General features: G+C 33.3%; 12 protein-coding genes. 6 read left to right on the forward strand and 6 right to left on the reverse strand.

The genetic code is table 11. The features are described 5' to 3' along the window. Positions 1-5: 5 nt before the first annotated feature. On the reverse strand, positions 6-470 hold the full coding sequence (locus tag AACL19_RS03945; protein ID WP_339045223.1) for a hypothetical protein: 465 nt from the start codon (positions 468-470) through the stop codon (positions 6-8). A gap of 761 nt (positions 471-1231) precedes the next feature. On the opposite strand from AACL19_RS03945, the gene AACL19_RS03950 reads away from it, so the two are divergent. The 6 genes from AACL19_RS03950 to bioD all read left to right on the forward strand — a co-directional run bounded on the left by AACL19_RS03950 (position 1232) and on the right by bioD (position 6269). Next, positions 1232-1831, forward strand: coding sequence for a peroxiredoxin (locus AACL19_RS03950; protein ID WP_339045224.1), 600 nt, complete (start codon positions 1232-1234; stop codon positions 1829-1831). Positions 1832-1837: 6 nt separating this feature from the next. Next, on the forward strand, positions 1838-2788 hold the full coding sequence (gene trxB, locus AACL19_RS03955; RefSeq protein WP_339045225.1) for a thioredoxin-disulfide reductase: 951 nt from the start codon (positions 1838-1840) through the stop codon (positions 2786-2788). Beyond that, on the forward strand, positions 2754-3743 hold the full coding sequence (gene bioB / locus AACL19_RS03960) for a biotin synthase BioB (RefSeq protein WP_339045226.1): 990 nt from the start codon (positions 2754-2756) through the stop codon (positions 3741-3743). The genes trxB and bioB overlap by 35 nt, the downstream gene beginning before the upstream one ends. Before the next feature lie 18 nt (positions 3744-3761). Further along, positions 3762-4826 (forward strand): 8-amino-7-oxononanoate synthase, encoded by a 1065-nt coding sequence (locus tag AACL19_RS03965; RefSeq protein WP_339045227.1) that lies wholly within the window; start codon positions 3762-3764, stop codon positions 4824-4826. Positions 4827-4941: 115 nt separating this feature from the next. Then, a complete protein-coding gene (locus AACL19_RS03970; RefSeq protein WP_339045228.1) occupies positions 4942-5685 on the forward strand; it encodes a methyltransferase domain-containing protein in 744 nt (247 codons plus the stop codon). Then, positions 5670-6269, forward strand: coding sequence for a dethiobiotin synthase (gene bioD / locus AACL19_RS03975; protein WP_339045229.1), 600 nt, complete (start codon positions 5670-5672; stop codon positions 6267-6269). Before AACL19_RS03970 ends, bioD begins: the two co-directional genes overlap by 16 nt. Before the next feature lie 543 nt (positions 6270-6812). On the opposite strand, the gene AACL19_RS03980 is transcribed toward bioD, so the two are convergent. From AACL19_RS03980 to AACL19_RS04000, 5 genes are all read right to left on the reverse strand, one after another. Further along, the gene (locus AACL19_RS03980) at positions 6813-8285 is read right to left on the reverse strand and encodes an ankyrin repeat domain-containing protein (RefSeq protein WP_339045230.1); all 1473 of its coding nucleotides are present in this window, start codon (positions 8283-8285) and stop codon (positions 6813-6815) included. A gap of 170 nt (positions 8286-8455) precedes the next feature. Beyond that, positions 8456-11056 (reverse strand): PD-(D/E)XK nuclease family protein, encoded by a 2601-nt coding sequence (locus tag AACL19_RS03985; protein ID WP_339045231.1) that lies wholly within the window; start codon positions 11054-11056, stop codon positions 8456-8458. Positions 11057-11318: 262 nt separating this feature from the next. After that, positions 11319-12542, reverse strand: a complete 1224-nt coding sequence (locus tag AACL19_RS03990; protein WP_339045232.1) for a hypothetical protein — start codon at positions 12540-12542, stop codon at positions 11319-11321. Between the two features lie 81 nt (positions 12543-12623). After that, entirely contained in the window at positions 12624-13979 is a 1356-nt protein-coding gene (gene cysS, locus AACL19_RS03995; RefSeq protein WP_339046674.1) for a cysteine--tRNA ligase, read from the reverse strand. After that, the gene (locus AACL19_RS04000) at positions 13979-14608 is read right to left on the reverse strand and encodes an exopolysaccharide biosynthesis protein (protein ID WP_339045233.1); all 630 of its coding nucleotides are present in this window, start codon (positions 14606-14608) and stop codon (positions 13979-13981) included. Before AACL19_RS04000 ends, cysS begins: the two co-directional genes overlap by 1 nt. Between the last annotated feature and the right edge of the window lie 49 nt (positions 14609-14657).

The raw sequence follows: 14657 nt of genomic DNA on the forward strand, positions 1-14657 counted from the left end.
TTTAATTATAAGCTTTGTTCAGCTATACGAGGACTATCTTCTATATCACTCACTGCTACACTTTCTATTGTCTCACTATTTTTACTACTTTCTGCATTTCTTGATAGTAAAGGCTCCAGAACACATGAATATAAAGCCATTAGTAACGAGCATGCCACTATCCCCACTACTCCAGCAAGCAATATTTTATTATTATCGTTTAATCCATGTTCTGCAAGATCAACTATTGTACCAACTCCTATTGGTAAGAGAAATAGAGCATAAAGTCCACCAAAAAAAAGAGTAACCATTCTGTAGTATACTACATATTTTTTATTTCTTACCCCCTCTCTTTCTAATCTACCAGACCTCCTATCGCGTTTTTCACAATAAAAAAGCCTACCAAAGGCTAAAAGTGCCCCTGCAACTATAAGGAGAGGAAGTACCGCTTCACTGTTACTCTGAAATCTATTAATTAAAGAATAAGCCATCACAATATTGAATGTGATAAACGATAGTGTAAGCGTTGAATAGACAAGAAAATCAACTATTTCTTTCTTACTAACATTTTCATTTTCTCTTCAATTTCAGCCATAGAAGGTCCCCTACTTATTACATATAGTAATAACATATTAGTTTTTTATAGATATCAATATTTTGTGTATAATAGCGATTACTGGCAAAAATCTCATTATTTTAATCTAAATTGTATAAAATATTAGGTAAATGAAATAAGAAGTATAAGAGATAAGTAAAGATGGCATTAAGTAATATAGGTTGAGCTTAAAACGACCAGAGACAACTGTTATTAAACCTCCAAAAGTTGGTACCCAAGCTAAAAATATAATCAGACATATAATCACGCTTTTATAATGATTAAATACTTTGTTAGTTTTATTGTATTTTAATCTAATATAAATCATTATCCTCCCTAGACACCAGTTAATTACTCCTCCTATGCAGGATCCCATTGTTGCTGTAACTAGCATTAAAAAATGATTATAAGTATTAAAATAAAGCATTACTTTAAATATAAATAGTTCATTCAATGGCAAAATTAAAGATGAAATTAAACTGTCAGTAAATAAAAGACGATAAGCTTCTATATTATTCATTTGATGTGATTTTATAAATATAGTTATTTCTTACAATATATATTATCTTATTCCTAAAGCAGCTCAAAGAATAAAAAGGTTGTACAATAACTTGTTAATTAATATATAATTTAGTAGTTTTTAGACTTAGGTATTTTATGAATCTTGTTACTAGATCAGCATTGGATTTTACTGCACCAGCAGTAATGGCAGATGGAGAAATAATAGATAATTTTTGTTTTAGTGAACGAGTAAAGGGAAAATATGCTGTTCTCTTTTTCTATCCACTAGACTTTACTTTTGTCTGTCCAACTGAACTGATAGCACTTAATAATAAGATTAGTGAGTTTATGCACCGTGAAGTGGAGGTTATTGGCATTAGTGTAGATTCAAAATTTTCACATCATCATTGGCGTAAGATGCCTATTACTGAAGGAGGAATAGGGGAAATTAATTATCCTTTAGTTTCTGACGTAAAAAAATCTATATCACGTGATTATGGAGTACTACATGACGATGCAGTGGCACTGCGGGCAACTTTTATAATTGATGATAAGTTTGTAGTGCGTCACCAGTCGATAAATGATCTACCTTTAGGCCGAAATATTGATGAGATTATAAGAATAATTGATGCAATCAAGCATCATGAAAAACATGGGGAAGTTTGCCCTGCTAACTGGGAAGAAGGTAAAGCTGCTATGCAGGCAAGTAACGCAGGAATATGTGATTACTTAACTTCACATAGTGAGGAGCTATAAATATATATGGCCTTACATGAAACAAAAATTTTAATTATAGGTTCTGGAGCGGCAGGGTACACCGCTGCAATATATGCTGCTCGGGCAAATTTAAATCCAACAGTTGTAACAGGCATGCAACCAGGGGGGCAGCTTACAATTACTACTGATGTTGAAAATTATCCTGGATTTGCAAGAGCTGTGCAAGGGCCGTATCTTATGGAGCAGATGAGGCTACAAGCGGAAAATGTAGGAGCAAAGGTTATAGAAGACGAAGTAAAGAATGTAGAATGTATAGATAGTGGTGAATATAAATTTAAATCTTCTTCTTATGAAAATGAGTATTTATCCAGTGCACTTATAATTGCAACAGGGGCCGAAGCTAAATGGCTTGGAATAGAAAGCGAAGAAAAATTTAAGGGCTATGGAGTTTCAGCTTGTGCAACTTGTGATGGTGCCTTTTTTAAAAAACAAAAAGTTGCAGTGATTGGTGGAGGTAACACTGCAGTTGAAGAGGCTTTATTCTTGACTAATCATGCAAGTGAGGTTGTGCTAGTACATAGACGTGATCAACTTAGGGCTGAAAAAGTCATGCAAGATAGGTTATTTAATAATCCGAAAATTAAAGTTATTTGGAATCACGTTGTAGAAGAAATAATTGGAGAAGAAAATCCCAAAAGGATTACAGCGATGGTATTAAAATCTGTAAAAAATCAAGAGTTAAAGAAAATAGAAATTGACGGGGTTTTTATTGCCATTGGTCATGCCCCTAATACTCATATATTTAAAAATTTAGTTACAACTGATGATGCTGGTTATATAGTTACTCAGCTTGGAACGACAATTACAAGTAAAGCTGGAATGTTTGCTGCTGGTGATGTGCAAGATAAAGTTTACCGTCAAGCTGTGGTTGCAGCTGGTAGTGGATGTATGGCTGCCTTGGATGCTGAAAGGTTTATTAGAGATAATACTATCTAATAAAGAGGTAAATGTGAAAAAGGAGTGGAGTTTTGCTGAAGCAGATCATATTTTTAATCTTCCATTTTTTGAATTGATCTATAAAGTACAAACTATACACAGACAGCATTTTGATCCTAGAAAAATACAAGTTAGTACGCTCTTAAGTGTTAAAACAGGGAGCTGCCCGGAAAATTGCTCTTATTGTCCACAATCGGCACATTATCAAACTGGACTACAGAAAGAACCTTTGCTCGAAGTTGTTGAAGTAATTGAAGCAGCAAAACGTGCAAAGGCAGCTGGAAGTACTCGTTTTTGTATGGGTGCGGCTTGGCGTGGTCCACGCTATCAAGATTTAGAAATTGTGTGTAAGATGGTCAAAGAAGTAAAAAAGTTGGGTCTTGAGACTTGCGCAACTCTTGGACTATTAAAACCTAATCAAGCTGATGTGCTCAAAGAGGCTGGTTTAGATTTTTACAATCATAATATTGATACATCTGAAGAGTATTATGATAAAATTATAACAACGCGTACATTTCAGGATAGATTAGATACACTTAAATGCGTGCGTGCATCTGGTATTAAAGTTTGCTGTGGTGGCATTATTGGTATGGGTGAGACTAATGAAGATAGGGTAAAGATGCTGGTTATTCTTGCTAATTTGGATGAACCTCCAGAGTCTGTACCGATTAATATGCTTATCAAAATTCCTGGAACTCCCCTTGAAAATGCAGCTGATGTAGATTCATTTGATTTTATACGTACTATTGGAGTAGCAAGAACTATAATGCCAAAATCATACATTCGTCTTTCAGCTGGACGGGAAAAAATGTCAGATGAACTGCAAGCACTCTGCTTTCTTGCTGGTGCAAATTCAATTTTTTATGGAGAGAAGTTACTTACTACTCAAAATCCAGTGCCTGAGAAAGATAATTATTTATTCCAGAAGTTAGGACTACAGAAGCTGCAGCATTGAGATTTTTTTAAGGTTTTTATGTATGAGCTGTACTGTAAACATTGCAATACGCTAAAAGGTGAAGGTAAATATAGGCAGCTACCAAAGGAAATTGTCGATAGAAAGTTCATCGATTTCTCTACAAATGATTATCTTGGCCTAAGTAAGTCAAAAGTGCTGTTTGCAGCAGCAAAACTTGCCGGAGAAAAGTTTGGGGTGGGATCTACTGGTTCTAGGTTGCTTTCAGGTAACAAAAAAATATTTGAGGAGTTTGAGAGTCAAATTGCCAAAGATAAAAAAACTGAGTCAGCTCTTATCTTAAACTCAGGATTTCAAGCTAATATTGCAGTACTTGCTAGTTTATTGGATCAGTCTGTACTGGGAAGCAAGCCTATTGTTTTTTTTGACAAATTAAATCACGCAAGTCTATACCAAGCTGTGTTTTTAAGCAAAGCTGAACTTATACGCTATCAGCACAACGATATGGATCATTTAAATAGTTTACTTGTGAAGTTTAAAGATGACTTGAGAGCAAAGTTTATCGTTACCGAAACTATTTTTGGTATGGATGGGAATGTTGTACCAATAGATATAGTTTTTGCTTTGAGTAGAGAACATAAGGCTTTTTTATATTTAGATGAGGCACATGCAACAGGTATTGTGGGTAATAGAGGATATGGTTTATCTACAAAAATCAACCTTAGTGAAATTCCACATTTAGTTTTAGGTACTTTTAGTAAAGCTTTAGGGTGCTTTGGTGCATACGTTGCATGTTCTGAGATTATAAAAGATTATCTTATTAACAAATGCTCAGGATTTATCTACTCAACATCGCTCTCGCCAATGATAATTGGAGCTGCAGCTAAAGCTTGGAGCTTAGTGCAAGATCTTGATAATGAGCGCCAAAATCTGGCTTTAAAGGCTGAGAATGTAAGAAAAAGATTAAAGGAGCTTGGGTATAATACGGGCAACTCCACTACACATATCATACCAATAATTCTTGGTGATGAGAATATGGCTATGGCTGCAAAAGCGGAGCTTTTAAAACAAGGATTTATTGTATCTGCTGTGCGCCCCCCCTACTGTGCCACCAGGAACATCTAGATTGCGCATTGCACTGAATGTAAGTCATAGTAAGGGTGATTTAGACCACCTAATATGCGCTCTTAAACAGATTTTAGTTTCTAAATTTTTCTAGTTATTTTATATATATAAAAAAATGCACATACAAAAAAACTTCAATAGAGCAAGTTCTTCTTACGACAGTGTAGCCTTTGTGCAAAAAAAATGTGCTGCAAAGTTAGTTAATATTTTGACAAATTATTTCCCTGAATTTCATCCACAGTCTATTTTAGACTTAGGAGCTGGTACAGGATACATTCCAGAAATTTTGCTAAAAAGTTTCCCAAAAAGTAAATATGCTTTAAATGATATCTCACTTAATATGCTTACAAAAGCAAAGAAGAAATTGATAGAGTATGAAAAGATACGTTTCATTTTAGGTGATATGGAGGTACGAAATTTTGGTTTTTATGATCTTACTATTTCAAATCTAGCATTTCAGTGGGTAAATAATTTAAAAGATATGATAGAAAGAGCATATAAAAATTCAAGTGTTTTAGCTTTTTCCTGCCCACTAGACGGTACATTTGATGAATGGTCTAAAATTTTTATAGAACTCTCATTGCCTGTTCCAACTTATCAATATCCACTTAAACAAGAATTAGAAAATCATCTGCTTGCTTTAAAACCAGAAAAATATTTTTTTGATTCACAGGAATTTATATTGGAATTTGCAAATGCAAGTGAGTTTATTAAATATCTAAAAAATTTAGGGGCAAACCAAGGTAGCAAAGTAATCCTTCCTTCTGACTTAAAACAAGTTATTAAAACATATACAGATAAAATTAATATCACTTATAAAGTATTTTTTGGAATTCTAAGTAAATGCAAATCTTTATAACTGGAACCGATACAAATGTCGGTAAGACCCTTATAAGCAGCTGGATTTGCTTGCATACTGGATATTCATATTTTAAACCCATTCAGACAGGGGTAGATAAAGACAGTGATGTAGTAAGTAAACTAGCTAATACTAACATCTATGAGGAAAGTTATATTTATAAAAGTCCTCTATCACCACATCTTGCAGCTTCGTTAGAAAACGGCAGTATTGATATTAGCAGAATCAATTTGCCTAAAGAGCGTAACTTAATTGTAGAAGGTGCTGGTGGAATTCTTGTACCCATTGATCAAACCACATTTATGGTTGATTTAATCAAAAAGCTTAACATTCCTGTGATTTTAGTTGCTCGTTCTACTCTTGGTACAATTAACCACACATTACTTAGCTTGGAGGCATTGCGCACACGAAGTATCTCTATTTTAGGGGTAATTTTAAATGGGCCACATAATCAAGATAATCTTAATGCCGTAGAATTCTATGGCAAAGTACAAGTATTAGCTTCAGTTCCTAAATTACAAGAAGTAAGTAAGAAGTCTCTAATGCAATTACCACTGCCAGATTGCTTAAAAAGTACAATTTAATTATAATCACATAATAAAAAAGAAAAATTGAAAATGTTAAAAAGAATTTTATTATTTTGTTAAATAGAATTCTCTGAGTTATTATTTATTCTGATCTTATCTTTCAATCTTTCTTTTCGACCTTTTATTGTTTTTAGTGCCAATCTGGAGAGAAAGCACGTGTACAACATCAGAGAGAGGAGCGTTTTTAGCCCTTTTCACGGATTCCCACCATGAGAGGACTACCAATTGATAGTTGGAAGCGCTATAGTCGTATGTTTTTAAGCATATGACCACAAGGGTATCAATCTTGTTTTAAGAAAAAATCTTAAAATAGCTAAAACTATTCAGTAGGTCGCCAAAGATCCTATTCAATATATTCAGATCTTTTTTTCCTATACATCTGCCACTTCAAAGGCCGCCTCTACAGCCTCAATCTCTCCAGATTGGTATCCCCATTATATGCAATACCTCAAAATCTATGGAAGCAAAAAAATAGCAAATATTTTTAATCCTTTTAAAATCCATTTTTATTTAAGTATATAAGGTGAGAGAAACCTCACCTTACATTAATTTTATGCAGTGCGCTTGTTGTTTTACAGGTTCTGCTGTAATTTTATCTAGTTGAGGTGCTGATACATTATCTGTAGTACTAACACCAACAACTTCGTACTTTGAAAGTAATGCCATAGTATTTGTATGACCACCTTGAGTTGCAAGATCTAAAGCTGTCTCCCCATTATCATCTTTAATATTAACATCTACATTGTGTTCTAAAAGCAATTCTACAATATTTTGTCTACCACCTCTAGCAGCATAATGTAAGGCTGTTCTACCCTTATCATCTTTAATATTAACATCTACTCCATGCTTTAGAAACAACCCTACAACATCTTTGTTGTTATTCAATCTGATAACCTGGTGAAAAGCTACTATCTCCTTACTATTATTAGCAGCATTAGCATCTACATTGTGTTCTAAAAGATACTTTACCTTATCTATCTCCCCATAGCCGGTACTATAGTTGGCAGCATACCGTAAAGGTCCTACTCCATAATTTTTAATATCTGCCTTATTTATTATCCCACTTTTAAGAAGAAGTTCTAGAGTTTTTACATCACTACGAAATAAAACTTCTATAATAGAAGTAGAATTCATCTTGCTTTTAAACAACTCTAGAACTTCTTTGTTACCACACTGGGCAACACATCTCAAAGCTTCTGCTATATAGCAATCACCTACTCCTTTGTCTAAAAGCAACTCTACAACTTCTTTGTTACCACACTGGGCAGCACAGTTCAAAGCTTCTCCTATATAGTAATCACCTACTCCTTTGTCTAAAAGCAACTGTATAATTTCCTTACGACCGATTTTGGCAGCACTTTCTAAAGCTTCTCCTATATATTTAGCATCCACTACTTTGTCTAAGAGCAACTGTACAATTTCTTTATGATCATCTGCAGCAGCAAAGAGTAAAGCTTTTCCTTTAGAGTCAGCACCTACTCCTTTGTCTAAAAGCAACTCTACAACTTCTTTGTTACCACACTGGGCAGCACAGTTCAAAGCTTCTGCTATATAGTAATCACCTACTGCTTTGTCTAAGAGCAACTGTACAATTTCTTTATGATCGAAGTAGGCAGCATTTTCTAAAGCTTTTACTATAAAGTATATACTTACCTTTGTGTCTAGAAGCAATTGTACAATTTTTTTATGATTCCTGTGGGCAGCGCTTTTTAAAGCTTCCCCTATATATTTAGTATCTACTCCTTTTTCTAAAAGCAACTCTACGATTTCTTTATGATCATCTGCAGCAGCAAAGAGTAAAGCTTTTCCTTTAGAGTCAGCATCTACCCCTTTGTTTAAAATTGACTTTAGAGTCTCTATACGATTGCTGTAATCAGCAGCTTGCGAATTTGTACTCAATATATTATCAATATCTGCTCCCAATTTTATGAGCAATCTTGCTATAGTTATATGTCCTTTGCGAGCAGCCCAGCGTAATAAGCTTTTACGAATTTTTTTAATCCAGTTAAACATTTTTCCCCCTTAAATAACTATAAAATTATTACATATTTTATTATAATAGTCAATTAATAATACTTTTATTTTTATACAATATTCATAATATTTTAATAATTAAGATTGCATTTTCTCATATGAAGATAGCTTAAATTCTAGTATTAATCTACAAATATTGAGATATACCCTTATAACCATTCTTCAGTACGTTCTAAATGCTTATCTTTTAAAGGCCTTTTAAAACTATAAGATGCAGTAAATGGTACGTTTTCATTCAAGAAGTTGGAAAGGAAGCCTTTTATATTAGTAGAAAGAAATCGCATGATTTCTTCATGGTTTTCAATAGTAAAAACTTCTGCTTGATTGCCATCAAACTTCCAATACATCAGCTCTTTGATTTCCTTATTCATCGAATGCATTGCCGTTATAGCTTGAAGTATCAGCTGTGGTGAGAAAAACATTTCTACATCGCTTTGTGTTGGCAGGGAACCGGTTTTATAGTCTATAATTGCAATACTTCTATCTAATAAATGTTCTATTCTATCACATTTTGCTCTGATAGTAATTTTCTCAGATAGTGGCCAAGAAAAAGCCTTTTCCACTTCTACAATACTGGAGTTTTTCCTTCTTTCCATATCCAATTTAAAAAAATCTTTAGCTATTTTTTGAAATTTTGGCCACCATATGGACTGTATGCTAGGAAAGTTCATATATTTATGGGCAATATTAAACAATGCCTCATAACTATTATTTTTAGATAGTAAATATTTTTCAAAAATTTTATGAATAGTAATGCCAAAATGCATTATCGTTGGTCTAAAATTTAATTCTCTCAGTGGCTTAAGATCTAAGATATATTCAGCGTAGAATGAATATGGATTGCGAATTAACTTCTCTACCGCAGTGGATGAGAGCGTTTGTAATTTTTTTAATCTTACATCTACAGGTGGTTTAGGTTTTGGTCTACTGCATGGAATGACTAAATCAGGCTTAGTTAGTAACTTAAGCCACTCCCTAAACGGTTGCTTGCTTAAAGCATTACCATTTTTTCTTATTAACATCTCTAACCGTTGTAAAAACAAAGGTTTTCTATTTACTCCACTTACTCCCTTTACGGATCTGGTAATATAGACTTTTTCTGCATGCATCAGGTTATAAAGAATATATTGAAAATAGCCAATCTGAGTAGAAGGCAGTCCTATTTGTCTACGTATAAGTGGGCTTAGTAATGGATTTTGAAAATCTGGGGGAAAGTATCCCTCATTGAAGTTTGTCAGTATTACAACTTTATTCTTATGCAAACTGAATCTATGCAGATGATTTTGTGTAGAAGAAAACTTGTTTTGCAGCAGTAAACTCAGTATTTTTTGATATAGCTCTAATGTGTTTATTTCTACTCTCTCACATTCTCTTATTAGGGTAATCATGAAATCGCTAAGCTCATTACCTAACTGCAGAAATTGTGATAATTTCTGTGCACATTCAACGTGAGCTTTTGCTATTTCCGAGATATTATGATTTATATTGCTAATTAGAGATGCAAAGCTGAGTTCTACTTTCCTAAAAAAAGCAGATATTTCTAAATCATTGTAACTATCAGTACCTTTTCTTATTTCCTCAATCCCCATTTGATTAAGATTGCGCAGAATTTTAATTTCAAAATCAGCTAAAATTTTATTGTATTCATCTTTAGGATATCCTAGATCAATAAATGGATGTTTGAGTAACGAAAGGAGCTCTACACTACCCCAGTTTGATGTAAGTATATCTAAAATATATAATAAAAAAGTTATATAAAGATAATAATTATTAGTAGCTGATTCCTCATTGAGTAAAGAATTAACACGTTTAGATAGCAGCTTATCACTAACAAATAACGATACATTTTCAAGATTTTCATTTTTGATTATCATTAAAATAATTTGTGCTTCTTCCTCTTGCGACTTACAAGTGATAATTTCAAAATTACTGTCTTCTTTTGCATTGAAATCGTATAGATTTTTGCTTAAATCAAACGCATATTCAATCAATTTATTGCCTATTTTAGGTGCAGCAGTTAGATATTGTACGTCTTCTCTACTGGCACCAATGTAGTCCAAAAGCCCCTTTAAGCAGTACCCATGATGTTCTTCATTTATTCTACTCCATTCCTCTTCTTTCATGCGTAGATCTAAATTTGGCAGCACAATTAAGCCAAATTCTAGATTGTAAATAGTTTTGATTAAGGTATGACAGATCCTAGATGGGTGAATTCCGGCAAAGATAACATGTTCATCTTTATTAGACCTCTTTCGAAACTCTACTTCTGCGGACAATTGCTTCGTCGCTCCGGCACTCAAATCCTCATGTATATCTAATACATTCCGGTTTTCCGTTCCGTATGCTCCTAGCCCTTGTCTCTCACAAGCGAATTTTGAAAGAGGTCTATTATATATATTATTTATATAGTTATTTTTATGCTCTAAAGGATCGATTTCATCTTGTAAAATATTGCTCCAAGCTTGTGCAAATTCAGATAAAAACCTGCTTTGCCAATGCTCGGTAAAATCATCCAGGCCTAGATTATGTAAAGCAGATATTGGTATTTGGTTATGCTGAAGTTCATCTAGCAGTGAGGTGAGATTATGCACGACACTAATTGGCAAATTTTCTTTATTATCCCTATTCCATTTTATTATAAATTCAGTGAGCAAAAGAATTCGCCTTGTAGGGGAGGTAACTTTTACCTTATCAACATTTAATATTAGATATTCCTCATCTATATTTTCAAATGAAACGATATTTGGCAAAATAACAGTTTTTTTATGTTTTTTAAATGCATCAAACAGCAGTGGTATATCTGCTTTATAAGGTACAACTATCTTAAGATCTGAAATCTCCAGCAGTTCATATTTAGCAAATATATAATCTACCAGCGCTGGGAAGAAAGGTTCATCTGTTGTAAAAATTTTGTTTTTCAGCTTAATTCACACTGCATTTACTTTAGGTAATTTTACATTATAAAACCTGCACTAACAATTTAAACTCAAAGTTTGCTTGAGAAACATTTATCTATAAGATATTGCAGCATCTATTTGACCGCTCTTCCCGAGTGGCCTTTATTTTTTCTATTTGTGGTTTTTCAAGTATTTTCTTTTCTTGTGGATTAAGTATTGCACCTATAGAGAGAGCTATTAATGATGGTACTTCATTTTGATTACATCTTAATTTTTCTATTACTTGCTCTGCTAAATTTGGTGCTTTGGCATGGTGTGTATTTGGTAGAGTGCTTTGAGATTGAACTTCTTTTAACCTTGCTTGGGTTAGTTCTTTTACCTTTTCTGTCATTTCTACAAGTGAATCATTTACCAATTCTAAAATTGTTAATCGATCTACCTTCAGTAAATAAGATACTATTGGGTTTTTAATAACGGAATCTTTTTTATATCGGCAGAAGGTTATTAATTCCTTTTCAAGCAAAAGGTCTAATAATTCTTTATTGTTTTTAATCTTGATCTTTGTGTAATTAGGCATACCAAATAAACTGTCTGCTACATCAAATTTAAAGTTATGGGAGAAATAATAAGGGAAATTAAAGTAATCACGCGTCACTCTAGAGCGACCTCCATACCTATTCTCTATTTTTATGTATTCTCTTTCTATGTGCGAGAAACCATTTTGAACTAGTAAACGGAATAGCGGTAAATTGCTTTGATATTTATATACTAGCTCACTATACTTTATATTCATCAGTGCCCTGCAAGCAGCATCATAATTGTAAGAGCGCAAAGGAAAATACTTAAAGAAGGTAATCAAAACATCTTTATATTTAAGAAAGTATTGATTACAACGCATATGTTTATTATAAATAAGGAGATTCCTTGAACAGTTCCGTGGATAGCCGCCAGTATAATAACTTTGGTTAACTCTATCTATATGAAAGCTAAGTTGGTTAAGTATTTGCACTAAACGATCGTCATTGAATTCTTGGTTTAAGAGTACAATGATAAATTCTTTGTATAATTTAAAATAAATTTTGTTTTCATCTTCTTTAAGGCTATACTTTTCATTGTCGGTTTTAATACCATAAAACTTATCAAGAATATACTCATTAGCACGATTATATCTTTTTTCTGACATTGCTGTTAACAGATCTTCACTTTTAGAGAAATCCTCTTTTAAAGATTTAAAATTTTCATCATTAAGATTTAATATAAAATCAATAAGATCATCTCTATATCCATTATTTTTTAATAAAACTATAAGGTCTTTGTTATTTTCTAATCTAGAATGCATATTCTCCACCCTACTGAATACTTCTAAATTATAATATCTTGTAAAAAAGTAAAGAAATTATCCTATTTATTTTAAATAATATTACTTCCTATACCACTTTGTGGTGCCATCCTTTTGGTCAGAAAGTAATATGTTTTTTTTGAGGAGTTCAGCGCGTATGGCGTCAGCAGTGGCAAAATCACCATTTTTCTTGAATTGTGTTCTTTGTTCTACCAATTTTTCTACTTCTTCATCATGAGTTTTTTGCCAGCTGTGAGTTAGGATGCCAAGGAAATTTGCACTTTTAAGAAAAGTGCCCACCAAACGTGCCTTCTGTTTATTATCATGTGTTTTATTAATCTCAGTTGCCATCTCATGCAGGATTGAGATTGCTTCTGGCGTATTTAAATCATTTTTTAAAGCATGGATAACATCTTCTGCAATATCTGTATCTTGTTCTATTTCTATATTACTACTTAGTATTCCGTAAAACCTGTTCAATACCTCTTTAGACTCAGATAGTGTTCTATCGGTCCAATCTAGAGGCTTTCTATAGTGAGTTTTAAGGAACGTATAGCGAATTACTTCACCTTTTACTCCGCTTTGCAGTAAATCTCTAACTTTTACTATATTACCCAAAGATTTGCTCATTTTTTCACCATCAACAGTTACAAAGCCGTTATGGACCCAATATCTTGCAAATTGTGAGTTAGGGAATGCACAGCAGCTTTGTGCTATTTCATTCTCATGATGAGGAAATTGCAGATCTGCCCCACCGCCATGAATATCAAAATTTTCTCCAAAGTAGCTATAGCTCATTGCTGAACACTCTATATGCCAACCTGGCCTGCCATTGCCCCAAGGACTTGGCCAAAAACTTTGTAGCTCGAAATCAACATCAGTTGCTGGCTTCCATAAAACAAAATCTCCTGGATGCTTTTTATGAGCTTGAGTCTCAACCCTACTTCCATGTATAAGCTCAGCAGTTTTACGTCCAGATAGCTGCCCATACTCTGGGTATGACTCAATACTAAAATACACATTCTGATCCACTACGTAAGCATTACCGTTTTTTATCAATCTTTCTATTAAGTAGATGATTTCTTTAACGTTGTGTGTTGCCCTTGGTTCAAATGTAGGTTTCATGCAGCTTAAATCGTCCATATCTTGCTGAAACGCTGCGGTATAATATGAAGTTATGTCCTCAATGCTACGCTTTTTTTGCTTTGCTGAATCTATAATTTTATCGTCAATATCAGTAATATTTCGCACGCAAGTGACATTACTATAAGTATGAGTGAGCAACCGAAATAATACATCATAGACAACAGCAGATCTAGCATTGCCTATATGCGCCCAGTCATACACGGTCGGACCACATACGTACATCTTAATATTGCCTGGATCTAAAGGAGTGAAAGTTTCTTTTCTATTGGCAAGGGTATTGTATAAGCTAATCATACAAAATTTCTAAAAAAGGAAAATGCTTCAAGTAAGATCTTAGGCCCTGCTATGAGTACAACTGAAGTGATAGTTACTCCAATAAACGATATAACTACTCCAAAAAGCGAAATAAGCCCATCTTTACTTATAATTCCAAGGGAAATAAATGCTACTCCTGCAGATGGGAAAAAATGAGTAAACGGTAGAGGAATCGCTATCGATATAGAGCAAAGAAATATAATCAAAGCTAAAAATTTTTCACCAAATTTGCAAAAAACAAATGCCATTCTTGGCTGCATAATTTTTTCTACCTTTTTAAGGATAGGAGAAGTTTTCTCTACTATAAATACCAGTGCCGAACGCTTTATAGATTTTTTTTCTAACCATTTCGGCATCCATGGCGAGTCAAGCCCAATAAAAAGCTGCACTGAAAACAAAATGAGTGGTATAGCAAATATAGTAGTATAACCAGGAATAGGTACAGGAATAAATGGTGGCAAAGAGAAAATTAGCATAAATATGCCGAAGCCACGTTCATGTATTACTGTTTTAAGTTCAAATAATGTAATTTTATCAGCATATTGAACGTTAACATTTGCAACTTCTTCTAGAATGTCTGATGTTGTTTTATTTTTTTTAGGCAAAACTCTAATTAAAAGGATATAGTAAACTTGTAGTATAAATATCTCAAGC

It is taken from the genome of Candidatus Mesenet endosymbiont of Agriotes lineatus, from assembly GCF_964019585.1.
In the GTDB taxonomy this organism is placed as follows: Bacteria; Pseudomonadota; Alphaproteobacteria; order Rickettsiales; family Anaplasmataceae; genus Mesenet.